This window comes from Streptomyces sp. NBC_01410, assembly GCF_045040195.1.
Classification (GTDB): Bacteria; Actinomycetota; Actinomycetes; order Streptomycetales; family Streptomycetaceae; genus Streptomyces.
In genome coordinates, this window is sequence record NZ_CP109530.1 from 5,430,641 (window position 1) to 5,453,455 (window position 22,815).

The following is a 22,815-nucleotide window of genomic DNA, read 5'->3' on the forward strand; positions in this document are numbered from 1 at the left end:
ACCCGGGTTACGTCAACTGATCACATCAGGCAAACCAGCCCTAAGCTGGGATGATGGCTGAGGATCGGCGGCTGCGAGCCGTAGTGGCGCTGGCGCAGGCAATGGCTTGTGCGCGCACCCCGCGCGAGTCATGGCGCGCCGCGGCGCTCGGCGCCTGTGACGCGCTCTCCGGCTCCTTCGCGGCGCTGTCCGTGTGGGAGCGCGAGCTCGGGCGCCTCAAGGTGCTCGTGAATGCCGGCGAACGCGCCGCCGGGGAGGAGGAGTTCCCCGAGTCCGAGACGTATCCGGTCAACCGCTTCCCGGAGATCACGGAGTTTCTGCACGAGCAGTGGGCCGGCGGTGGCGAGCCCGACGCCTGGGTGGAGACCGTCGACGGCCCCGTTGCCGGCGAGATCGGCTACTCCCATCAGCGCGTGGCCGCGCTGCGCAGGCGCGGGCGCGGCTGCTGTGTGGTCGCGCCCATCGTGCTGCACGGGCGGGCATGGGGGGAGCTGTATGTGGCACGCGCGGCCGGCCGGCCCGTCTTCGACCGGGACGACGCGGACTTCGCGACCGTGATCGCCTCCGTGGTGGCGGCCGGGATCGCCCAGACGGAGCGGCTGGAAGAGGTCCGCACGCTGGCCTTCACGGACCCCCTGACCGGCCTCGCCAACCGCCGCGCCGTCGACATAAGGCTCGACGAGGCGCTGGAGCGCCACCGGGTGGACGGCTCGGTCGTCAGCCTGGTGGTGTGCGACCTCAACGGCCTCAAGCAGGTGAACGACACCCACGGCCACGCCGTCGGCGACCGGCTGCTCGAACGCTTCGGCTCGGTTCTCTCGCTGTGCGGGGCGATGCTCCCCGGCGCGCTGGCGGCCCGTCTCGGCGGGGACGAGTTCTGTCTGCTCTCGGTCGGCCCGACCGCGGACGAGGTGGTCCATGCCGCCGACGAACTCTGCGTACGGGCGGGCGAGTTGGAGATGGGTGAGGGCGTCGCCTGCGGGGTCGCGTCCACCGGCGACCCGATCGGGCAGGTGCGTTCGGCCCGCCGCCTGTTCCGGCTCGCGGACGCGGCCCAGTACCGCGCGAAGGCGGCCCGCTCCCCGAAACCCGTGGTCGCGGGCCGCGACGGCACCGTGCTGCGCCTTGCGGACTCCCCGCCCCGCTCCAAGCACGAGCGCCGCACGTTCCGGGCCGCCCGGCCCGAGGACGCCCAGGAACCCTGGAGCGAGCCCTAGGGGGTGTGCGGCGGGTCAGGCTGGGCTCGCCTGACCCGCCGCACACCCCTGAGCCCGGCTGGCGGGCACCCGTGAGCGCGTAAGGGGTCAACCCCGCCGCGACTAGTGACAGGTTCCGATTCAATCCGTACGCTGCTGAATATGGATATGCACACAGTCGTGGTGGGGACGTCCGGTACCACCGCCGAAGACGTCATCGCCGTGGCCCGCGAGGGCGCCCGTATCGAGCTCTCCGAGGAGGCCGTCGCCGCCCTCGCCGCCGCCCGCGGAATCGTGGACGCCCTCGCCGCCAAGCCCGAGCCCGTCTACGGGGTGTCCACCGGATTCGGCGCACTCGCCAGCCGGCACATCAGCCCCGAGCTCCGCGCCCAGCTCCAGCGCAACATCGTCCGCTCGCACGCCGCGGGCATGGGCCCGCGCGTCGAGCGCGAGGTCGTCCGCGCGCTGATGTTCCTGCGCCTGAAGACCGTGGCCTCCGGCCACACCGGCGTACGCCCCGAGGTCGCCCAGACCATGGCCGACGTACTGAACGCCGGGATCACGCCCGTCGTCCACGAGTACGGCTCCCTCGGCTGCTCCGGTGACCTCGCGCCGCTGTCCCACTGCGCGCTGACGCTCATGGGCGAGGGCGACGCCGAGGGCCCCGACGGCACCGTCAGGCCCGCGGGCGAGCTGCTCGCCGAGCACGGCATCGCGCCCGTCGTGCTCCGCGAGAAGGAGGGCCTGGCCCTCCTCAACGGCACCGACGGCATGCTCGGCATGCTGGTCATGGCCCTCGCCGACCTCCAGCGCCTCTACGTGACCGCCGACATCACGGCCGCGCTGTCGCTGGAGGCGCTGCTCGGCACCGACAAGGTCCTCGCCCCCGAGCTGCACGCCATCCGCCCGCACCCGGGCCAGGGCGTCGCCGCGGCGAACATGAGCGCCGTACTCAAGGGCTCCGGGCTCGTCGGCCACTTCCAGGAGGAAGAGGCCCCCCGCGTCCAGGACGCGTACTCGGTGCGCTGCGCCCCGCAGGTCGCGGGCGCCGGACGCGACACCCTCGCCCACGCCCGCCTGGTCGCCGACCGCGAGCTCGCGTCGGCCGTCGACAACCCGGTCGTCCTGCCCGACGGCCGCGTGGAGTCCAACGGAAACTTCCACGGCGCCCCCGTGGCGTACGTCCTGGACTTCCTGGCCATCGCCGCCGCGGATCTCGGATCGATCGCGGAGCGGCGTACGGACCGGCTGCTCGACAAGAACCGCTCGCACGGCCTGCCGCCGTTCCTCGCAGACGACGCCGGGGTGGACTCGGGCCTGATGATCGCCCAGTACACCCAGGCCGCCCTGGTCAGCGAGATGAAGCGGCTCGCCGTACCGGCCTCCGCCGACTCGATCCCGTCGTCGGCGATGCAGGAGGACCACGTCTCGATGGGCTGGTCCGCCGCGCGCAAGCTCCGTACGGCCGTCGGCAACCTGAACCGGATCCTCGCGGTCGAGCTCTATGCCGCGACCCGCGCCATCGAGCTGCGGCGCCATCTGACCCCCGCGCCCGCCTCGCAGGCCGCGATCGGTGCCCTGCGTGCCGCGGGCGTCGAGGGCCCTGGCCCGGACCGCTTCCTCGCGCCCGACCTGGAGGCGGCGGACGCGTTCGTACGGGACGGAAAGCTCATCGCGGCCGTCGAGCCCGTCACGGGCCCGCTGGCCTAAGTCACCGGGTTCGTGGTGAACGTGGGCCAGGGGGCGTTGGTGGTTGCTGTCCGGTGGGTGGTTTCGCGGGCGAACCGCAGCAGGACGCCCTGGCACCGGTAAATCAGTCGTCGGCGTGGCTCATCGCAGCCCCGCCGACGACTGAGGGCGGCGCACCGAGTACGTCACGAAGCCCACGCCGATGCCCAGGAACGCCGTGCCGCCGATCAGATACGGCGTGGTGTCCACCGTGCCCGTGTCGGCGAGAGCCAGCCCCTGTGACGACGCCTGAGCGGCAGTCTGCTGTCTCGGCACCGCTTCCGTCTCGGCCGTGGCATTCGCCGAGGGGACGAACCACAGCGCGCACAGCAGAGTCCCTGCGGCAGTGGCGGTAAGAAGCGGTCGACGTGCGACGGACACGGACTCGATCCCCCTTGAGGCATCCAAGAATTGGCCGGTGCGCTGATGCTAGTGAAAGCAGCGGGTCGTGGGAAAGCCGGGTGACCGGGCGCTCTACCCTCCGTCGTATGACCTCTTCTGAGACATCACGTTATGTGCGGCTGCGGGTGGAATTGGTGCTGGAGATCGCCGAGGCCGAGGCGCTGACCGGCGCGGCGCTCGAGCGCATCGCGGCCGACGAGTTCATGCCGGACGAGGAGCGTGCGCACGCACGCTCGGCGGTGCGCGAGGACGAGGCCGAGGCCATCGCGTATCTCGTGGATCCCTTCGACCTGGTCAGCGAGGTTCCGGGGGTCGATCTCGCGCAGGCATCCTGGAGCAGCGAGCAGATCGAGTACGACCCCGATGCGAAGGAGTGGGACCTCGACGAGGAAGATGGGGACTACGACGAGGACGAGAGCGACGAGAGCGACGAAAGCCCTGACGGCGTGCGGCCGTAACCTCCGCGGCCGGCGAATCCGTCCTGGACCGCCGGGTAGGTGAACCTGAGCCCGGCCGTTTTCGTGCCGTACTGCGAGCGGCGGGGCCACCGCCGCGTCGGTGAGAGTCGGCGAGTGGTGTATGCCACATCCCCGCCGGATGTGGAACCGGGTAGCCCGGAATGAGTGTTTCAGCAGTTGGTCAGGGGAAATCGGCGACGATGGAGAAGCGTGTGATGACGGACAGCAAGCGGCGCAGGGCCCTCATGGCCGCGTCCGCGGTGCTCGGCGGCGTGCTGGTGATATCCGGCTGCAGCGGCGACGGGGACAAGGGCGGCGCCGACGGCTCGAAGAAATCGCAGGCTCAGGTCGACGAGGCCGCTGCGAAGGACGCTTCGAAGGCCCGAATAGTCATCTCGCCCAAGAACGGCGCGACCAACGCGAGCATCAACAACGCCGCCAAGGTCACCGTCAGCGAGGGCACCCTCACCAAGGTCACGATGGCCACCGCCGACGGCAAGAGCGTCAAGGGCACGCTGGCCCCCGACGGCAAGAGCTGGAAGCCGGACGAGCAGCTCGACCGCTCCACCACGTACAAGATCACCGCCTCGGCCAAGGACGCTGCCGGCCTCGAGGCCCACGAGAACTCCACCTTCACCACGGTCTCGCCCGCCAACAGCTTCATCGGCAACTTCACGCCCGAGGACGGTTCCACCGTCGGCGTCGGTATGCCGGTGTCCGTCACCTTCAACAAGGCGATCACCGACAAGAAGGCCGTCCAGTCCGGGATCACCGTGACGTCGAGCAGCGGCCAGGAGGTCGTCGGCCACTGGTTCAACGGGCAGCGTCTCGACTTCCGCCCCGACCAGTACTGGCAGGAGGGCTCGACCGTCACCCTCAAGCTGAACCTGGACGGCGTCGAGGGCTCGGACGGCGTTTTCGGTGTCCAGCAGAAGACGGTCACCTTCAAGATCGGCCGCAACCAGGTCTCGACCGTCGACGCCTCGGCGAAGACCATGACGGTCACCCAGGACGGCAAGACGATCAAGACGATCCCGATCTCCGCCGGTGCCCCCGAGAACCCGACCTACAACGGTCGGATGGTGATCTCCGAGAAGTTCAAGGAGACCCGGATGGACGGCTCGACGGTCGGCTTCAAGAAGAAGGACGGCAAGGGCGAGTACGACATCAAGGACGTCCCGCACGCGATGCGGCTGTCCACGTCGGGCACGTTCATCCACGGCAACTACTGGGGCGCCGACTCGATCTTCGGCAGCGCCAACACCAGCCACGGCTGTGTCGGCCTGAACGACGTCAAGGGCGCGGGCGACCCCAACCAGCCCGCCGCCTGGCTGTTCAACAACTCGATCGTCGGCGACGTCATCGTCGTGAAGAACTCCCAGGACAAGACCATCTCGCCCGACAACGGCCTCAATGGCTGGAACATGAGCTGGAGCGCGTGGAAGGCCGGCTCCGCCGTCTGACCCCCTCGCGTACGAAGGCGGCGGCACCTCCGGGGGTGCCGCCGCCTTCGTCTGCCGCTAAGGACGCCGAAATTGGCCTGCGCGCGCTCGGGCCGGCCCGTACCGTCCCGGCTATGACGATCACACCTCTCGCCGTCCCGCCGCCCGCGACCGTCGTCGACGCCTGGCACGACGTGGTCACCGCGGCCCACCGCCACGACCTTCCGGCCTCAGTTCCCGCGCCCGGGCGGGTCGAGACCGAGGGGAAGCTGAGCCTGTCATCGGTGCACGGGCGTACCGTCCGTCTCGCTGCCACGGCGCCGGATGGCGCGTACGACGGCGTTGCCTCGCTGCTGCTGTTCAGCGACGAGGGCAACCGGCACACCGCCTTCCTCGACGTGCTCGCCGTCCACCCGCGAGCCAGACGCCGCGGCGTCGGCGCCGCGCTCTGGCAGGCCGTGCGCGCCGAACTCACCGCCGACGGGCGGACATCGGTCTCCACGATGCTCGAACTCGGCGGCGCGGGCGAGCAGTTCGCCACCCGGCTCGGCTTCGAGAACGTGCTGCCGCTGGGGTGGTACGTACAGAATGTGCGCGACGCGCTCGAAGCACACCCGCGGCCGCCGGAGCTCCCCGAGGGCTATGCGTACGCCCAGTGGCCGGGCGTCGTGCCCGACGCCCACGCGGACGCCTTCGCCGCGGCGCACAACGCCATGGAGGACGCCCCGAGCGGCGACATGGACGAGCAGGTGCCCCCGTGGGACGCCGACAAGGTGCGGGCGGCCGCGCAGGTGATCCTGGACCGGGGCGGGGTGATCCTGTCCTCGGCGGTGCTGCACGCGGCGAGCGGTGACAGTGTCGCCGCGTACACCGAACTGGTCCTGCGCGACCCGTCGGACGTGCGCGCCGTCCAGTACGACACGGTGGTCACCCCCGACCACCGGGGCCGCGGGCTCGGCGGCGCGGTCAAGCGGCACATGCTGGGGGCGGTGAGCCTCGCGCAGCCCGGCGTACGGGAGATCGCGACGAGCGTCGCCGACGACAACCGGCCGATGCTGGCCGTCAACGAGCAGCTCGGCTACCGGCGCGAGCGGACGGCCGCGGTTTTCCAGGCCAAGCTCTGACCCAGTGCGGCGGGCTCCCGCTGATTACCTCAGGCGTAATCGACGCTGTTCCGTGTCCCCGGCAGGATCGAAGACAGCCGAAATCAGTACGCACCAGGAGGACATCATGAACGCCTACGCCATCGGTCATCTGCTTCCCTCCGCCCGCCTCGACGACGAGATCTTCGACTACATGGAGCGGATCCAGTCCACGCTCGACCCCTTCGGCGGCCGTTTCCTCGTCCACGGTGCGAGCGTCGAGGTCCGCGAGGGCGAGTGGCCGGGCGCTCTCGTCATCATCGGCTTCCCGGGGATGGACGAGGCGCGCGGCTGGTACGAATCCGAGGCGTATCAGGAGCTTGTGCCGCTGCGCACCCGGCACATGGCGGGCGACGTCGTCCTCGTCGAGGGCGTCGCTCCGGGCTACGACGCGTCGGTCACCGCGGACCGGCTCAGGCGGGAGCAGGCCGCGGTGAGCTGACCGGCGTTCAGCAGCCCGAGTCGGCCGAGCGGGACAGGCGGTAGGGCGAGTCAAGCCGGTACTCACCGGCCCGTGGCACCGTAAGCCGCGTCCACTCGCCCTCCTGCCGCAGGCACGCCCCCCGCGCCCGCAACCACGGGGAGTACGCCACCCGCACCCTCACCGACCCGGCCGCCGGCATCCGTACCACCAGCTCCGCGTCGTCGCCGCGCACCACCGTCGCCGGGGAGGACACGAGCGGAACCGCGTCCCGCACCCGGTAGACCGACCAGCCCTCGTCCTGCCACACCCGCTCCAGCCAGCCCGGCCCGCTCCTGACGATCGCCGCCTCGGCCTCGGCGGGCCCGTCGGGACGCCCGTGGTGCAGCACCACCAGGCCGACCGCCCACCGGTCGAGCCACTGGCGGTACGCCGCCGGGGTCAGCGACCCGTCGTAGAACAGCCGCCCGCGCTCCACGTCGAGCTGGCGGTTCCAGCCGCGCGCCATATTGATGTGCGGGGCGAGGAGGGACGCCTCGCGGTGATTGCGGGCGGGGACGACCTCGACGCGGGTGCGGCCGGCGCCCAGCCTCTGCAATTCGCGTACGACACCGTCGGTGTGTGCCGCCCACGCGGGCACGTCGTTGGAGACCACCAGGTCGTCATTGGTCTTGTCGATCAGCCAGTACGTGTTGAGGGCGAGGGCGGCCGCGAGGACGGCCCGCAGGAACCTGAGGAGCCCGCCCGCGAGCACCGCCGCGAGGAGCACCGGCGGTCCGACGAGACCGACGAGGCGCTCGACGTTCGTGCCGATCGGCGAGGCGATGAGATAGGTCAGGACGACACCGAGGCCGTACACGGCGGCCCCGTACCGCACCACCCGCCACTCACGCCCGCGCGGCGCGGCGACGGCGACCGCCGCCGACGCGGCCAGCGGCATCCACAACTTGCCGGCCGCCATGGGCTGCTCGCCCTGGAAGGGGAAGAGCAGCGTCACCACGCCCACCACAACGAACGGCGGCAGCACGAGCGCGGCGGCCCTGCGCCACTGCCGGTCCAGCAGATACGCCGCCCCCGCCACCACCAGGAACAGCCCGGCGACGGGACTGGCCGTGGCCGCCAGCGCCGTGCACAACGCCGCGACCGCGGTCCTGCGTACGTACAGCAGCGCGAGCAGCCCGATCGCGACGCCCAGCGCGAAGGTCGTACGACCGGAGGCGACGTTGCACCAGAGCGCCACCGCCCCGAGAACGGCGGGCCAGAGGGGCCGCGGCACTCCGCTGCGTACGAACAGACGGGCCAGCACCCAGGTCCCGGCAAGCCCGGCGGCCACGGACACGGCGCGTACGCCGAAGACGGCCATCAGCGGGGGAGCGAGGAGGCTGTAGTTGGCGGTATGGGTGCCGCCGTACCAGGAGAGGTTGTACGCGGAGGCCGGATGCCGCTCCATGAAGCCGGCCCAGGCGAGCTGCGCGGCCAGATCGCCACCGCCGGTGGCGAGCCAGAACGCCCACAGGGCGTAGAGCGGCACGACGACGGTGATCGCGACGAGGGGAACGCGTGCGACAACCGGCACGCGCGCGACGAGCGGGACGCGCCACCAGGGTGATGCGTCCCGCTCGCCTGCGTCACGCCGGACGCTCTCCGCCTGTTCACTGATCCCCACGGCGCAAACCCTAACGGCGAGGAGCCGGCGCCCGCCCGTCGCCGAGCCGCACGAAGGCACCGGCCGCTATCGCGCGAGAGAGCCGCCTCCCGAGGCTGTCAGTGGCGGCCTGTTCAATGTGGCTCATGGAGATGGATACGCAAAGGCGTGGGTTGTTCTGGGACGTGCAGGCAGGCCGGGTCCCACCGCCACCTGCAGCGGTGCTCCTCGGCTGGGAACTGGTCGACGTGGATCCGGAGCAGGGGACCATCGAGGTGGCGTTCCAGGCGGGCGATCAGTTCGCGAACCCCGTCGGCGTGATCCAGGGCGGGTTCTTGGCCGCGATGCTCGATGACACTCTGGGTCCGGCGCTGGTCGCGACGTTGCCGGAGAACCAGTTCGCGCCGACGCTCGATCTGCATGTTCAGTTCCTCCGCCCCGCCCGCCCCGGACGGCTTACAGGGCGGGGACGGATTGTGCAGCGCGGCAAGGACGTGTGCTTTCTCGCCGGGGAGCTCATCGGCCCTGACGACAGGCCGGTGGCTGTGGCGACCGCGACCGCGCGAATCCAGACCATTCGTTAGTGGTCGTCGACGATCAGTGCCGTCCCATCCTGTCCGGCCCCTGGCACAGGGAACGAGCGCTCAGGCCGAACCGCTGACGCCGGGCGCCACGAAGCGCCGGTGGAGCGGCGTGAACCGGGTGTCGGGCTGCCCTGCGATGCCGGCCTTCTGGACAGCGGGTGCGAGCTGCTCGGCGAAGAAGCGCTCGAATTCCCCTTGGCTGTTCCATACGTCGGTCACGTGCAACCCGCCCCCTTCGAACCAGGCCACGTGCAGCACGGCCCCGTCCGGCGTCTTCTCTTCCCAGCGCACCTCGTCCCGAACCGCGTTGTACTGCTCGGGCGTGACTCCGGCCCAGCGCAACGACAACACAACAGCCATGCTGATCCGCTCCTCGGTCGATGGTGAACTCCGGTCCCAGTAGACCCGCGTGGCCCGTCGGGTGCCGTCGGGAGTACGCCGTTCACGCAAAGCGACAGGTCAGAGCCTGGGGAGTCACGATCAGCGGGCGTCGAGTTCGGCGATCAGCTTCTTCGTGGCGATGGTGCGGTAGCTCTCCTCGACCCAGTCGAAGAGCACCTCCGCCGACGGTGCACCCTTCACGGCGAGCGGGATCTGCACCCAGCCCGCCTTCCCCAGCCCATAGCCTGACGGCTCCGCACCCGGGCAGGACAGGGCATGGGCGTGCATCGCCTCGTCCCTGAGCTTGACACCGACACCCAGCGGATAACTGCCGTCGTTCACTCCCAGAAAGACGAAGATCTTCTTGTTGACCTTGACGACGGTGTCGCCCCACGGGAATTCCTCGCCGGCGCCGGGCAGCCCCAGGGCAAAGGCCCGCACCTTCTCCCACTTCGCCAGGGCGTGCTTCGGTGGTGCCGCCATCCCGTCCTCCCGATCGCGCGGTCTGTCCCGTCCCACGCTAGCCGGGCCCGGCAGGATCGGCCGGGCAGTCGGCCCCGCCTGACCCAGGACCAAGCGTTTGGGGCGTTCGGGAGAGTGGCTGGCTCACCCTCTGCGGAGAGAGGAGAGCTGCTCGGAAGAACGAAGTAGTGATCCCGCGGAACCCTGTGTGCCCGGTCCGGCCCGCGTGCCGCAGACACCAGATCTCAGGAATGTTCCTTCTCATCCGCCCCTCCTGACGAGTCCCCGCACGACGTGCATTCGGCCTCGAAGATCGGCCCGCTGCCCGAGAGGTCGAGGCTCAGCGTCCAGTCGGCGAACCTTGTCACCCGAGCCATCAAGACCTCCCCTGCTGTTGCACACCGTGCTCAGCACCCGCGCCCGCGACCGTCAGAACTGCCCACACCGCCTTGCCGGGCCCCTCGCGCTTCACGTCCGCCAGAGCAGCCACAAGGCTCAACCCCCGTCCGCCGACAGCGTCCTCATCGGGCGACCGAAAGGATGGGCCGCTCGTCCGAGGCGTCGTGGACCTCGATCCGTACGCCGTCACCGATGCATCGATAGCGCGTTTCGACCTGCCTACCGGGGGAGACACGGGCGTGGCAGATCGCGTTCGTCAGGAGTTCGGAGAGCACGAGGAGTGCCGGCGCAGGCGAGGCGCCGCGAGCCACAGCGATCAGCCGCCAGCTGCCGTCGCTGCGCACGTCGAAGCATCGGGCGTGAGCACGGCGCTCTCCACACCGCCCGGGTTGGTCGCTCACCGACGGCTGGTGGCCGTACCGGTCAGCGCCCGCGGCCGTTCGGGGGATACGCGGGCCGCCGCGGGCGCGTTTCCCTCTCGCGGGGGCATCCCTTGATGGAGCGAAAGGGAGACATGATGCCGCTCTATCTATCGAGGTTCAGCTACACGCCGGAGACTTGGGCGAGGCTGATCGGCCGGCCCGAGGACCGTGCGCAGGCCGCTCAGTCGTACATCGAGTCCGTCGGCGGGAAGCTCCATGGCTTCTGGTATGCCTTCGGCACGCGCGACGGCTACAACCTGTGGGAGGCCCCCGACAACGTGTCCATGGCCGCGGTTGCGCTGGCGATCAGTGGAGGCGGCGCGCTTAGGTCGTTTGAGACGACAGTGCTGCTGACCGTTGATGAAACAATGGATGCCCTGCGCAAAGCCGAGCAAGTCCAGTACCGGGCTCCTGGCGTTTAGCGGCTCGGATTAGGGGGATCAGCCGTGCTTCACTGCGCGACGCCTCGGCGGACCTCCCCATGCATCACACGCAGCGACTCCGCATCCAGCACTCCTTGGAAGGGCCGGGACCCGCCCTACCTGGGCTGGGGCCAATTGGGGTCAGTTCTCGGCAAGCGCGATGCCGGTCGGGCAGGACCGTCCCCAGTTCGTCCCCGACGGGGCGATTACCTTCACGGGCGACCACCGCCCGCAGTACCCCGCCGGGTGCTTGTCCGGGTACCGCTGGTGTCCTCGACTACCACGTGTAGACGTACCGATTGGCGCGTTGATCGAACGCTGCTTCCACCGGGGAGGAAGTCAGGCCGAACTCCTTCTCGGTCCACTCAAGTACTGCTGCGCCCGAGGCCCTCAGGCTGAAAGTGCGTGAGGGGAAACACGACTCGTTGGACTGTGACCGTGGTGTGCAATGACGGGTTCTGGGCCGCGATGGAGCCTGCGACCAAGGCCACTCCACGCCGCCTGAGCGCGCAGCGCGCTGCTCACCGGATCCGAGCCGGTCAGCAGCGCGCTCAGCGTCGCCAACGCCGGCTGCGAGAGGGGCTCAGCCATCTGCCGTGGCCACGCCGATCGGGCAGGAGACCCCCGTCCCGACGAGTCTGTGCTGCCATGTGACCGTTGGATCAGGCGCGCAGACCACTGAGCCCGTCATACGCGGCCGTGACGATCTCTAGTCCCCGATTGTCGTCCGCGGGTTCGCGCATCTGCTGTGTCACGTACGCCACTGCCATACGGGCGTCAGGATCGATCATGACCAGTGAGCCGCCCCAACCGCCCCACCCGTAGGTGTTGCCGAAGAGTCCGTAGCCCAGACCCCAGCGCATCGGCATGCCCAGGACGCGGTCATCGCCGTGGAATTGCTCCTCCCGGGCACGGTCACAACCCGCCTGCGACAGCAGCCGCGCGCCCCGCGCCGATCCTCCGCAGGCCATCACGGACTGGACGAGGGCGACCGAGCGGGCGTTGCCGAGCCCGCTTGCCGCAGGGATTTGCGCACGGCGCCAGGCCACGCTGTTCCCGTCGTGGACCCGTATCGGGGTCCCGGCGGCGGGAGTCCCGCGGCTGGCGGCGGCACTTGCGGCGTAGCCGTCGTCCCGGGACTGTGGCGGGATCGTGAGCGCCACCCGGTGGTCGTGCTCGGCGGGCAGGCCGATGTGGAAGTCCGCGCCCAGCGGGCCGGCAATCTCGTCGGCGAAGAACGCGCCCAGAGTCCGGCCGGTGATGCGGCGTACGATCTCGCCCACGAGGAATCCCTGGGTGAGCGAGTGGTATCCGGCCTCGCTGCCCGGCTCCCATTGCGGAGCCTGCGCTGCCAGTCGTGCCGTGGCGGACGTCCAGTCGTACAGCTCCGCCACCGGCCCGTCCCAGTCGGGCAGGCCAGCAGTGTGCGCGAGCAGGTGGCGTACCAGCACCTTCTCTTTGCCCGCCGCGGCGAACTCCGGCCAGTACCGGGCGACCGGCGCGGCCAGGTCGAGTTCGCCACGGTCGGCGAGAACCAGGGCGCACAGCACGGTCATTGTCTTGGTGACGGACCAGACGTTGACGATCGTGTCGCGCTGCCACGGGATCGTACGGTCGGCGTCGGCGAATCCGCCCCAGACGTCCACCACCGGCCGGCCATCCACGAAGACGGCCACCGAGCCACCCGCGTCTCCCTCGTCCAGCAATGCCGCCAGCGCGCTGGGCACGGCAGTGAACAGATCATCGTATGAGCCCTGAATGTCCGCCATGCGGAGAATCTAGCCAGCTTGGGGTGACGCGAGGCAACTGAATTCCAGGTCCGCTGGCGGCGACTCCCTCAGTGGCTTCCGGCGCAGGGGCGATGCCGGTCGGGCAGGAGTCTTCCCACGCCAGGACCTCGACTTGGCGAAGTCCTATCCGCGGGCGGCCGGCCTTCGATGCCGGAGGCTTTCGTCACAGCGGCAGATCGTCGGGCCGGGGCCCCAGAATGCCTTGTGCCGTCTCAAGGGCGGTGCGGTACGGACGTCGCGCCGGTCGAGGGTGAGTGTCGCGTTCGTTGGCCTTCCGCCAGGCGCTGGACTGTCCACCAAGGCGGTGCTTCGTCGTCGGGGATGTCCGGGGAGGCTGAGTGGAACGACGGCCCGCACCGCGGCCGCCGCCCTGGGATCGGGCCAACTGGCCCGGGTCTGGCCGCTGCCGGCCGAGTTGTCCGCGAACTCCCCCGAGATTGTCCGTGATCGGTAACGGACGCATCCCGTGGCCGCCGCCCCTCGTCCTGGCAGGTGGTCGCAAAGTGACCGGGGATCGGCGAGGGACTGGGCGAAAGCGGGGCGGACATGGCACGGCACGGTGGCGGGCGGGGCTGGTACGGCAAGCTGGTCGGGGCGGCGCTCGGGGTGACGGTGCTCGCCACCGGTGCCTCGGTGTGGACGGCGCAGGCCGGTACCGTGGGCGGCTCGTCGCCCAAGGCGGCCGCGTCGGCGACGCCGGGCAGTGACGTCAAGCAGGTCGCGGTGACCATCGCGCACGCCTCGGACAAGGGGACGCGCGGCGTCAACATCACCATCGACGACGGCCCCGACCCTGTGTGGACCCCTCAAGTGCTGGACGTGCTGCGGGAGTACGGGGTGAAGGCCACGTTCTGCATGGTGGGGAGGCAGGCGCAGGCCCACCCGGACCTCGTGAAGAAGGTGATCGCGGCCGGGCACCGGCTGTGCAACCACTCGGTGTCGCACGACACCACCATGGACAAGAAGTCCCAGGCCTACCAGTCGCAGCAGATACGCGACGCCGAACGCATGATCACCGAGGCGTCCGGAGGTGTACGGCCGATGTACTACCGGGCGCCCGGCGGGGCCTTCACCCCTCACAGCCGTAAGCTCGCCGCTTCCCGGGGGATGCGCCCGCTGGGCTGGAACGTGGACACCAAGGACTTCGAACGACCGGGCACGGACGCCATCGTCGCCACCGTCGAGCGGGAGCTGCCCAATGGGCCGACGCTCCTCTTCCACGACGCGGGCGGCGACCGTTCCCAGACCGTCGAGGCCCTGCGCCGGATCCTCCCCTGGCTCAAGGAGCAGGGCTACTCCTGCGGCTTCCCGGTTCGTTGAGCGGCCCTGGTCGGTCCCGGCGGTCGAGGTCCCGGCCCCGGCGCGAGCGCCACCCGCAGCCCGGGCCGGGCAGCTCAGCGGCGTCGAGCTAACAGCGTGCCCTCAGGGCGCACGACCACGGTCAGTGGCAGTCGAAGAGCCAGTTCCACGGGAGACCTGGGCACTGGCGGCAATGGAAGAAGTAGACGCCACCGCAGTCGCCCAAATGAAGCCGGAGCTCACCCATCAGCCTTTGCGACGCCGATCGGGCAAGAAACCCCAGTCCCGCCGATCCCGCAGTAGCCCGCCGGGTTCTTGTCCAAGTACTGCTGGTGATATGCCTCGGCCGGGTAGAACGGGCGGCCCTCCGCCGGCAGCAGTTCCGTCGTGATCGTGCCGTACCCCGAGCCCGTCAGGACTCGCTGGTACGCCTCGCGTGACGCCGCCGCCGTCTCGGCCTGGGCGGCCGAGTGGGTGTAGATCGCCGAGCGGTACTGCGTGCCCACGTCATTGCCCTGGCGGAAGCCCTGCGTCGGGTCGTGGGACTCCCAGAACAGCTTCAGCAGCGACTCGTACGAGACGACCTTCGGGTCGAAGACGACGCGCACCGCCTCGGTGTGGCCCGTCAGGCCCGAGCAGGTTTCGTCGTAGGTGGGGTTCGGGGTGTGGCCGCCCTGGTAGCCGACCAGCGTCGTCCAGACGCCCTCCGTCTGCCAGAACTTGCGCTCCGCGCCCCAGAAACAGCCCAGGCCGAAGTCCGCGATCTCAAGGCCCTCGGGGTACGGGCCGAGCAGCGGGTTGCCCAGGACCGTGTGGCGGGCGGGGACGGAGAATTCGGGCTCCGGGCGGCCGCGGAGGGCCTGGTCGGGGGTGGGGAGCTCGGGGGTGCGGCGGGACAGGAACATGCGGGCTCTCCTTGAGGTGGCGACACCGGTGAGAACGATTGGTGCGGCGCCGGAATTCCCAGCACCGCGCACCCCACGGGCACACCCACCCGATCAGTGCGGCAGCGTCGCCGGGCTCCCGCCGTTCGCCTCGTAACCCGCCACCGCCAGGTTCCGGTAAACCGTGTAGTCCGCCGCCGGGTCCCCGCTCAGCGTCCACGGCAGTGCGCCGATGTGGCCGTCGACATGGACCAGCTGGTTCATCGCCTCGGCCCACCTCTCCGACCGTACGAGGAAGAGGACGAGCAGGTGCCGTACGTGCGCGAGCATCGGGTCGTCGGGACGGGCAGCGTGCACCGCGAAGAGCGCGCCCTCCATGGCCTTGGTGACGACCTCGCTCCGGTAGAAGCTCTGCACCAGATTGACCTCGGGCAGGTGCTCGTACACCGCGAACAGCGGCAGCGCCGCCAGCAGCGAGCCGTGCGGGGCGCGGGCCGCGGCCGTCGTCGCGAAGTGGTCCGCCTCCTCGCGGGAGCCGTGCCACTTCTCGCACCAGTAGTGCAGCGCGGCCAGATGCGCTCCCATGTGCTCGGGCGCGCGGTCGATGACCTTCGCCCACACCTGGTCGAACTGCTCGTGGGAGTAGCCGAGTCCGCGGCCGACGGCGAGTTCGGCGATGTACGGAACGGGGTCGCCGGGCGAGAGCAGGGCCGCCTCGCCGCAGACCGTACGGGCCTCCTCCAGGATGATCCGGAAGTCGTCCGTACCCGCAGTCGACGAACGCCACGCCTGCTGCACCAGGAATTCCGCGTGCACCTGCGCGCCGCCCGCGTCCTTGGGGGAGTCGAGGCGCCAGGCGCGCAGCCACGCGCCGCCGACGCCGGGCTGCTGCTGGAGTTCCACGGACGCGGCCCCGGCGAAGGCCTGCACGCGCTGCCAGCGGACCTCGCCCTCCTTCGGGGTGCCGGCGAGCAGCTGGGATGCCGCCCGCCAGTCCTGGGTGCGCTGCACGACTTCGAGTACGTCGAGGAGGTCCTGGTCCGGTCCCGGGAGCCGGATGTCCTGCTCCTCCTGGCGTACGAATCCGTACGTGTCCGGGTCGGCGGCGTCGGGGGAGCCGGGGGCGACCTGCCGGATGCCGGAGCGCCGGCGCAGCACGAGGGGACCGATGACCGCGGTCAGCATGCACAGCGCGATCAGGAACCAGAGAATCTCCATGAGCCCATTGTCCCGGACGGCGCCGCGGAGTCATCGGGGCGGTGGGTACCGGACAGCGTTCGGGGCCGGGCCGCGCGGCCGCTCCGGCGCGACTACGCTCGGGGCTCATGAGCGACCAGCACAGTTTGCACAGCTTCGAGACTCTCGCCATCCACGCGGGCAACACGGCAGACCCGCTGACGGGCGCGGTCGTCCCGCCCATCTACCAGGTGTCCACCTACAAGCAGGACGGTGTGGGAGGACTGCGTGGCGGCTACGAGTACAGCCGCAGCGCCAACCCGACGCGTACCGCGCTGGAGGAGAACCTCGCGGCGCTGGAGGGCGGCCGGCGCGGGCTCGCCTTCGCGTCCGGACTCGCGGCGGAGGACTGCCTGCTGCGTACGCTGCTGGAACCGGGCGACCATGTGGTGATCCCGAACGACGCTTACGGGGGCACCTTCCGGCTCTTCGCCAAGGTCGTCTCCCGGTGGGGCGTCGAGTGGTCGGTGGCCAACACCTCCGACCCGGCGGCGGTACGGGCGGCAGTCACCCCCAAGACCAAGGTGATCTGGGTCGAGACCCCGTCCAACCCGCTCCTCGGCATCACCGACATCGAGGCGGTCGCCGAGATCGCGCGGGGCGCGGGCGCGCGGCTCGTCGTGGACAACACCTTCGCGAGCCCTTACCTCCAGCAGCCGATCTCGCTCGGCGCGGACATCGTCGTGCACTCGCTGACCAAGTACATGGGCGGGCACTCGGACGTCGTCGGCGGCGCGTTGATCGCGGCGGACGCGGCCGTGGGGGAGGAACTGGCGTACCACCAGAACGCGATGGGCGCCGTCGCCGGCCCGTTCGACGCATGGCTGGTGCTGCGCGGCATCAAGACGCTGCCCGTCCGGATGGACCGGCACAGTGAGAACGCCACCCAGGTCGCCGAGATGCTCACCCGTCACCCCAAGGTCACCCAGGTCCTCTACCCGGGCCTGCCGGAACACCCGGGCCACGAGATCGCCGCCAAGCAGATGAAGCACTTCGGCGGCATGGTCTCCTTCCGGGTCCAGGGCGGCGAGGAGGCGGCGGTCGAGGTCTGCAACCGCGCCAAGCTGTTCACGCTGGGCGAGTCGCTGGGCGGCGTCGAGTCGCTGATCGAGCACCCGGGACGAATGACGCACGCATCGGTGGCGGGCTCCGCGCTAGAGGTCCCGGCGGACCTGGTGCGGGTCTCGGTGGGCATCGAGGCGGCCGACGATCTGCTGGCGGATCTTCAGCAGGCGCTGGGCTGACCCCACGGTCACCATCGCCGGGCGGGCTGACCGTCGGCCCGCCCGGCGAGACGACGTCAGAGGACCTCAGAGGACGTCAGAGGACGGCTGTGTCAGGCGCCGGGCGTCACGCGGTGACCTTCTCGTCCTCGAGGGATTCACGGATCTCCGAGCGCAGCTCCAGGCTGTCCACGTGTCCATGGACGGAGACCGCGTGCTCGGCTGCTGCCCGTACGACTTCCTCTTCCTCACCGGAGATGGTGAGCGAGCAGTCCATCACGCTCGGGAACCTGCGGCAATCGGCGACTTTCCTGGTCATGGCGACCTCCTGGGATCGGTCTGTACGCCGCTTTTTCCAGGATAGATCCGGGCCGCTCCGGCAGGTCAGGGCAGCGAAGGGCGGCCTACCAGCCCTCCAGCGGGGGCGTCGTGCCCGACGGCGCCACCACCCACGGCTGCGCCACCGTCGCCCAGAGGGCGAACGCGATCGCCGCGGCCACCAGCAGCAGCCACAGCGCACGGCGCAGTGCCCGATGGCGGCGCAGCAGCCGGGTGCCGTGCTCGGCGGCGCGGGCGGCGAGATCGGCCGGGACCGGCGGATGAGGAGTCTCCAGCATCCGTCGGACCGCGGTCTCCTTGCGCTCCCGGCCGCTCATGACGCCGCCTGGACCTGGGTGTGCGGCGGCGGCGTGGGCGGACTCGCGCACAACCTCCGCACCGCGCGCGTGAAGATCGCGCGGACGCGTTCCACCGGGAGCCCGATCAGCGCTGCCGTCTGTTCCTCCGCCACACCCTCGTAAAGACGCAGCACCAGAATCAGGCGCTCCTGCGGGGTGAGACGTTCCAGCACCCCGCCGCGCACCCGGTGGTGGCGCCAGGCGCCGCGGGCGAAGCGGGCGGCGAGTTCCTGGCGGGTGCGGTCGTACGGATCCTCGCCGCGCAGCCGGTCCCATTGCGCGTACGTATGGGCGAGCGCGGCGGTCAGCAGCTGCTCGGCGTGCGGATTGGCGCCCGGGGGCTCGGCGGTGAGCAGGGTCGCGGCATGCAGCAGCCGTGGCGCCGCGCCCGCGACGAACGCCTCGAACTCCCGGGCACGGCGACGCCCTTGTCCCGTCTGCCGCTCGCTCACGTCCTCATATAGGAGCAGATCAGGCGCCGGGGTCAAGAGGTCGGCGACGTCTCCGTGTCCACGGGCGGCAGACCGGCCTGGCGGGCGGAGAGAGCGGTGTTGAAACGGGTGAGCAGAGTGCAGAACGATTCGCGCTCCGTCTCCGTCCAGCCGTCCGTCACCTGTGCCATCAGCTCGCGCCGCGAGGAGCGGACCTCTTCGAGCCTGGCCTGGCCCCGCGGGGACAGCTGGAGCACGACGGCGCGGCCGTCCTCGGGGTGCGAGGTGCGCTTGACCAGCCCGGTGTCGACGAGCGGCGCGACCTGGCGGGTGACAGTGGAGGAGTCGATGCCCATCCCCGCGGCCAGCGCCTTGACGCCCATCGGGCCTTCCTTGTCGAGCCGGTTGAGCAGCAGATACGCGGCACGGTCCATCGAGTTGCGGACCTGGCCGACTCCGCCGAGCCGGGTCTGTTCCGCGCGGCGTGCGAAGACGGCGACCTGGTGCTGGAGGGCATCGAGGAGGCCGGGGTCGAGATGGGTCGTCATGTCCTGAGAAGTGGGCATGGCTAGGGGGGCTCTCTCGTGCGGCGGTCGGTTGGTGGGGGACAGAGTACGCGGCAAAAACCCGGTGTGTACCAGGGCTGCGCAAACCAGTGGGGAAGCCCGGTACCGGGGCAGCCGTCGGCCCGGTGAGCTGCGATGCTTGACGTCATGAGCTTCAGTACGTCTGGCACCTTTCGCCCCGTCATCCTCGACGACATCCGGGGGGCTCAGAAGATGCTCGCGGGGGTCGCCAGGATGACCGCGATGGAGGGCAGCAGGCATCTGTCGCAGCTGGTGGGCGCGCCCGTTCATCTCAAGTGCGAGAACCTCCAGCGGACGGGGTCCTTCAAGCTGCGCGGCGCGTACGTACGGATCTCCGGGCTCTCGCCGGTGGAGCGGGCCGCGGGCGTCGTCGCGGCCTCTGCCGGCAATCACGCGCAGGGCGTGGCACTGGCATCCTCGCTGCTCGGAGTGCGCTCCACCGTGTTCATGCCGATGGGGGCGCCGCTGCCGAAGGTCGCGGCGACGAGTGAGTACGGCGCCGAGGTGCGGCTGCACGGCCAGGTCATCGACGAGACCCTGGCCGCCGCGCAGGAGTACGCGCACGAGACGGGCGCGGTGTTCATCCACCCCTTCGACCACCCGGACATCATCGCCGGGCAGGGCACCGTCGGCCTCGAAATCCTGGAGCAGTGCCCCGAGGTGCGGACGATCGTGGTCGGCATCGGCGGCGGCGGGCTCGCGGCCGGTATCGCGGTCGCGGTGAAGGCGGTGCGGCCCGATGTGAAGTTGATCGGCGTGCAGGCGGAGGGCGCGGCCGCGTATCCGCCCTCGCTCGCCGCCGGGCATCCCGTGTCGATCGACGCACCGTCGACGATGGCGGACGGGATCAAGGTGGGCTGCCCCGGAGATGTTCCGTTCAAAATCATTGGCGATCTTATCGACGAGGTCCGTACGGTCTCCGAGGACGAGCTCTCCAGTGCCCTGCTGCTCTGTCTCGAGCGGGCGAAGCTGGTGGTCGAGCCCGCCGGGGCGAGTCCGGTGGCGGCGCTGCTGAGCGATCCGCGGTCGTTCAAGGGTCCGGTCGTCGCCCTGCTGTCGGGCGGCAATGTGGACCCGCTGCTGATGCAGCGCATCCTGCGGCACGGAATGGCGGCAGCCGGCCGCTATCTGTCGCTGAGGCTGCGGCTGACGGACCGGCCTGGTGCGCTCGCCGCACTGCTGGGCTCGTTGTCAGTGGTCGACGCTAACGTCCTTGATGTGAGTCACGTAAGGACCGATCCGCGGCTCGGGCTCACGGAGGCGGAGGTGGAGTTGCAGCTGGAGACGAAGGGCCCTGAGCACTGCGAACTGGTGGCGGCGACGCTGCGCGACGCGGGTTACACGGTCATGAGCTGAGCCCGTGAGGGCGCTCTCGTGGCCTCCGGCGCCGGCGGCCTGCGCAAGCTGACACAGCCTGACGCGGCACTGACAGGCCCTTTGGACTTTCTCGGCACGTGCACTCGCGACAGTCTTGAGTGTCGCGATGTATCGCGTTACGGTGAAGGTCCTGCCATGCTCCCGCCAGGTGCGGGACATCCCACATGCCCACATCTCGTCGTACCCCTAGGCACCCCTTCTCTTCACGCACCTCTTCACAAGAAGTGACCCACCCATCTGCCACCTTGGGAGAACCCACATGCCAGGCGCCATCTACGCCGAAGGCCTGGTGAAGACCTTCGGCGATGTAAGGGCTCTGGACGGCGTCGACCTCGACGTCCCGGAGGGCACGGTTCTGGGTCTTCTCGGCCCCAACGGAGCCGGCAAGACCACAGCCGTGCGCGTACTGACCACCCTGCTGCAGCCCGACAGCGGCAAGGCGGTCGTCGCCGGTATAGACGTCCTGAAACACCCGAACGAAGTCCGCCGCTGCATCGGCCTCTCCGGCCAGTTCGCCGCGGTCGACGAGTACTTGACCGGCCGCGAGAACCTCCAGATGGTCGGCCAGCTCTACCAGATGAGCGCACGTGACGCGAAGGTACGGGCGGGCGAGCTGCTCGACCGCTTCAACCTCGCGGACGCCGCCGACCGTCCCGCCAAGACGTACTCCGGCGGCATGCGGCGGCGGCTCGACCTCGCCGCCGCGCTGGTCGTCTCCCCGCCCGTGATGTTCATGGACGAGCCCACCACCGGACTCGACCCGCGCAACCGGATGCAGCTGTGGGAGGTCATCGAAGAACTGGTCGGCGGCGGTACGACGTTGCTGCTCACCACTCAGTACCTCGAAGAGGCCGACCATCTAGCCCACGACATCTGCGTCATCGACCACGGCAAGGTCATCGCCCGCGGCACCGCCGACCAGCTCAAGGCCCAGACGGGCGGCGAGCGCGTCGAGGTCGTCGTGCAGCACCCGGACCAGATCACCCCGGCCCGCGAGGTGCTGCTGGGCTTCGGCAAGGGCGAGGTCGCCATCGCCGAGCACACCCGCAAGCTCACCGTCCCGGTCACCGGCGGCGCCAAGCTGCTCGCCGAGGTCATCCGCGAACTGGACACCCGGGGCGTCGAGATCGACGACATCGGTCTGCGCCGCCCCACCCTCGACGACGTCTTCATATCCCTGACCGGCCATGCCGCCGAGCTCCAGGACGAGGAGAACGGGCAGTCGCGGGGCGTCAAGGACGCCAAGGATCCCAAGGACGCGAAGGCCAAGAAGTCCCGGAAGGAGTCCGTGAAGTGACCACCGCAACGGACGCCGTGAGGCTCGCGGCACCCAAGCCGCGCGGCGGCGTCGTCCAGTCGATCAACGACTCGCTCGTCGTCGCCAAGCGCAATCTGATCCGGATGACCCGGATCCCGGAGATGATCATCTTCGGGATGATCCAGCCGATCATGTTCGTGGTGCTGTTCAGCTACGTCTTCGGCGGATCGATCAGCGTGCCCGGTTCCGGACTCAGCGCTGCCGGCTACCGGGAGTTCTTGATGGCCGGCATCTTTGCTCAAACCGTCACCTTCGCGACGGCGGGCGCCGGTGCCGGCATCGCCGACGACATGCACAAGGGCCTCATCGATCGCTTCCGGTCGCTCCCGATGGCCCGCGGCGCGGTTCTCACCGGGCGCACGCTGGCCGACCTGGTCCAGACGGCATTGACGCTGGTGGTGCTTGCGATCGTCGCTGTCCTCGTCGGCTGGCGCACCCACGAGAACTTCGGCAAAGTGCTCGCCGGCTTCGGCCTGTTGCTGCTTCTCGGGTATGCATTCTCCTGGATCGGCGCGCTGATCGGCCTTTCCGTACGAACTCCCGAGGCGGCCACCTCCGGCGGTCTGATCTGGCTGTTTCCGCTGACGTTCATCTCGAACGCCTTCGTGCCGTCCGAGAACATGCCGGCGTTCCTGCAGACCCTCGCCAACTGGAACCCGTTCAGCGCCACCGTCCAGGCATGCCGGGAGCTCTTCGGCAACCTGCCGCCCAACTATCCGGTATCGGATGCCTGGCCCATGCAGCACGCGGTCTGGGCCTCGTTCATCTGGTCAATCCTGATCATTGTCGTCTTCCGGACCTTGGCAGTCCGCAAGTACCGCTCGGCGACCGCCTGAGCATGCCTACAGCGAAGGGCCGGACCGCGATGCGCGGTCCGGCCCTTTCGCCG

The 22,815-nt window shown here is 70.0% G+C and carries 25 protein-coding genes; 13 read left to right on the forward strand and 12 right to left on the reverse strand.

All coding sequences use genetic code 11. The annotated features are described in order from the left end of the window. Positions 1-50 precede the first annotated feature (50 nt). Together OG741_RS25100 and hutH are read left to right on the forward strand one after the other, a co-directional pair. Positions 51-1,217: a diguanylate cyclase domain-containing protein gene (locus OG741_RS25100; RefSeq protein WP_405601447.1), complete on the forward strand. Its 1,167-nt coding sequence runs from the start codon at positions 51-53 to the stop codon at positions 1,215-1,217. 147 nt (positions 1,218-1,364) lie between these two features. Next, a complete protein-coding gene (gene hutH / locus OG741_RS25105; protein WP_324988176.1) occupies positions 1,365-2,906 on the forward strand; it encodes a histidine ammonia-lyase in 1,542 nt (513 codons plus the stop codon). 120 nt (positions 2,907-3,026) lie between these two features. Here the strand turns inward: hutH and OG741_RS25110 are convergent, their stop codons facing one another. Next, positions 3,027-3,305 carry a hypothetical protein gene (locus tag OG741_RS25110; protein ID WP_405601449.1) on the reverse strand — a complete coding sequence of 93 codons (279 nt, stop codon included), beginning with the start codon at positions 3,303-3,305 and terminating at the stop codon, positions 3,027-3,029. 107 nt (positions 3,306-3,412) lie between these two features. On the opposite strand from OG741_RS25110, the gene OG741_RS25115 reads away from it, so the two are divergent. The 4 genes from OG741_RS25115 (at position 3,413) to OG741_RS25130 (ending at position 6,810) form a co-directional block, all read left to right on the forward strand. Further along, positions 3,413-3,784, forward strand: a complete 372-nt coding sequence (locus OG741_RS25115; protein ID WP_405601452.1) for a hypothetical protein — start codon at positions 3,413-3,415, stop codon at positions 3,782-3,784. A gap of 200 nt (positions 3,785-3,984) precedes the next feature. Then, positions 3,985-5,247 (forward strand): Ig-like domain-containing protein, encoded by a 1,263-nt coding sequence (locus OG741_RS25120; protein WP_405601454.1) that lies wholly within the window; start codon positions 3,985-3,987, stop codon positions 5,245-5,247. Positions 5,248-5,360: 113 nt separating this feature from the next. Beyond that, positions 5,361-6,350 carry a GNAT family N-acetyltransferase gene (locus OG741_RS25125; protein ID WP_405601456.1) on the forward strand — a complete coding sequence of 330 codons (990 nt, stop codon included), beginning with the start codon at positions 5,361-5,363 and terminating at the stop codon, positions 6,348-6,350. Positions 6,351-6,456: 106 nt separating this feature from the next. Next, complete coding sequence (locus OG741_RS25130; protein ID WP_405601457.1) at positions 6,457-6,810, forward strand: DUF1330 domain-containing protein; 354 nt, start codon at positions 6,457-6,459, stop codon at positions 6,808-6,810. A gap of 7 nt (positions 6,811-6,817) precedes the next feature. On the opposite strand, the gene OG741_RS25135 is transcribed toward OG741_RS25130, so the two are convergent. Next, positions 6,818-8,365, reverse strand: coding sequence for a hypothetical protein (locus tag OG741_RS25135; protein WP_405605764.1), 1,548 nt, complete (start codon positions 8,363-8,365; stop codon positions 6,818-6,820). Between the two features lie 215 nt (positions 8,366-8,580). Between OG741_RS25135 and OG741_RS25140 the strand changes: the two genes are divergently transcribed. Beyond that, positions 8,581-9,018, forward strand: coding sequence for a PaaI family thioesterase (locus tag OG741_RS25140; RefSeq protein ID WP_328670120.1), 438 nt, complete (start codon positions 8,581-8,583; stop codon positions 9,016-9,018). 60 nt (positions 9,019-9,078) lie between these two features. Here OG741_RS25140 and OG741_RS25145 read toward each other — a convergent pair whose 3' ends face one another. The 3 genes from OG741_RS25145 to OG741_RS25155 all read right to left on the reverse strand — a co-directional run bounded on the left by OG741_RS25145 (position 9,079) and on the right by OG741_RS25155 (position 10,604). Further along, positions 9,079-9,378, reverse strand: a complete 300-nt coding sequence (locus OG741_RS25145; RefSeq protein WP_405601460.1) for a hypothetical protein — start codon at positions 9,376-9,378, stop codon at positions 9,079-9,081. A gap of 120 nt (positions 9,379-9,498) precedes the next feature. Continuing rightward, a complete protein-coding gene (locus OG741_RS25150) occupies positions 9,499-9,882 on the reverse strand; it encodes an MmcQ/YjbR family DNA-binding protein (protein ID WP_405601462.1) in 384 nt (127 codons plus the stop codon). A gap of 500 nt (positions 9,883-10,382) precedes the next feature. After that, on the reverse strand, positions 10,383-10,604 hold the full coding sequence (locus OG741_RS25155; RefSeq protein ID WP_405601464.1) for a hypothetical protein: 222 nt from the start codon (positions 10,602-10,604) through the stop codon (positions 10,383-10,385). 173 nt (positions 10,605-10,777) lie between these two features. On the opposite strand from OG741_RS25155, the gene OG741_RS25160 reads away from it, so the two are divergent. Then, positions 10,778-11,104 (forward strand): GYD domain-containing protein, encoded by a 327-nt coding sequence (locus tag OG741_RS25160; RefSeq protein WP_405605766.1) that lies wholly within the window; start codon positions 10,778-10,780, stop codon positions 11,102-11,104. 662 nt (positions 11,105-11,766) lie between these two features. Here the strand turns inward: OG741_RS25160 and OG741_RS25165 are convergent. Beyond that, complete coding sequence (locus tag OG741_RS25165) at positions 11,767-12,873, reverse strand: serine hydrolase domain-containing protein (protein ID WP_405601466.1); 1,107 nt, start codon at positions 12,871-12,873, stop codon at positions 11,767-11,769. 567 nt (positions 12,874-13,440) lie between these two features. Between OG741_RS25165 and OG741_RS25170 the strand changes: the two genes are divergently transcribed. Then, positions 13,441-14,214: a polysaccharide deacetylase family protein gene (locus OG741_RS25170; RefSeq protein ID WP_405601468.1), complete on the forward strand. Its 774-nt coding sequence runs from the start codon at positions 13,441-13,443 to the stop codon at positions 14,212-14,214. Positions 14,215-14,432: 218 nt separating this feature from the next. Here OG741_RS25170 and msrA read toward each other — a convergent pair whose 3' ends face one another. Beyond that, complete coding sequence (msrA, locus tag OG741_RS25175; RefSeq protein WP_361918221.1) at positions 14,433-15,098, reverse strand: peptide-methionine (S)-S-oxide reductase MsrA; 666 nt, start codon at positions 15,096-15,098, stop codon at positions 14,433-14,435. A gap of 93 nt (positions 15,099-15,191) precedes the next feature. After that, a complete protein-coding gene (locus tag OG741_RS25180; protein ID WP_405601470.1) occupies positions 15,192-16,295 on the reverse strand; it encodes a hypothetical protein in 1,104 nt (367 codons plus the stop codon). A 107-nt stretch (positions 16,296-16,402) separates the two neighbouring features. Between OG741_RS25180 and OG741_RS25185 the strand changes: the two genes are divergently transcribed. Beyond that, complete coding sequence (locus OG741_RS25185) at positions 16,403-17,557, forward strand: cystathionine gamma-synthase (protein ID WP_405601472.1); 1,155 nt, start codon at positions 16,403-16,405, stop codon at positions 17,555-17,557. A gap of 106 nt (positions 17,558-17,663) precedes the next feature. Here OG741_RS25185 and OG741_RS25190 read toward each other — a convergent pair whose 3' ends face one another. The 4 genes from OG741_RS25190 to OG741_RS25205 form a co-directional block, all read right to left on the reverse strand. Then, positions 17,664-17,855 (reverse strand): DUF1059 domain-containing protein, encoded by a 192-nt coding sequence (locus OG741_RS25190; protein WP_266486926.1) that lies wholly within the window; start codon positions 17,853-17,855, stop codon positions 17,664-17,666. 85 nt (positions 17,856-17,940) lie between these two features. Beyond that, positions 17,941-18,192, reverse strand: a complete 252-nt coding sequence (locus tag OG741_RS25195) for a hypothetical protein (RefSeq protein WP_405601475.1) — start codon at positions 18,190-18,192, stop codon at positions 17,941-17,943. After that, positions 18,189-18,665, reverse strand: a complete 477-nt coding sequence (locus OG741_RS25200) for a sigma factor-like helix-turn-helix DNA-binding protein (RefSeq protein WP_405601477.1) — start codon at positions 18,663-18,665, stop codon at positions 18,189-18,191. The genes OG741_RS25195 and OG741_RS25200 overlap by 4 nt, the downstream gene beginning before the upstream one ends. A 32-nt stretch (positions 18,666-18,697) precedes the next feature. Beyond that, complete coding sequence (locus OG741_RS25205; RefSeq protein WP_266486929.1) at positions 18,698-19,210, reverse strand: MarR family winged helix-turn-helix transcriptional regulator; 513 nt, start codon at positions 19,208-19,210, stop codon at positions 18,698-18,700. 147 nt (positions 19,211-19,357) lie between these two features. Here OG741_RS25205 and ilvA point away from each other — a divergent pair, with 147 nt between their 5' ends. From ilvA to OG741_RS25220, 3 genes are all read left to right on the forward strand, one after another. Then, the gene (gene ilvA, locus OG741_RS25210) at positions 19,358-20,587 is read left to right on the forward strand and encodes a threonine ammonia-lyase (protein ID WP_405601480.1); all 1,230 of its coding nucleotides are present in this window, start codon (positions 19,358-19,360) and stop codon (positions 20,585-20,587) included. A gap of 280 nt (positions 20,588-20,867) precedes the next feature. Further along, positions 20,868-21,905 (forward strand): ATP-binding cassette domain-containing protein, encoded by a 1,038-nt coding sequence (locus OG741_RS25215; protein WP_405601482.1) that lies wholly within the window; start codon positions 20,868-20,870, stop codon positions 21,903-21,905. Further along, positions 21,902-22,762: an ABC transporter permease gene (locus tag OG741_RS25220; protein WP_405601485.1), complete on the forward strand. Its 861-nt coding sequence runs from the start codon at positions 21,902-21,904 to the stop codon at positions 22,760-22,762. The genes OG741_RS25215 and OG741_RS25220 overlap by 4 nt, the downstream gene beginning before the upstream one ends. Positions 22,763-22,815 lie beyond the last annotated feature (53 nt).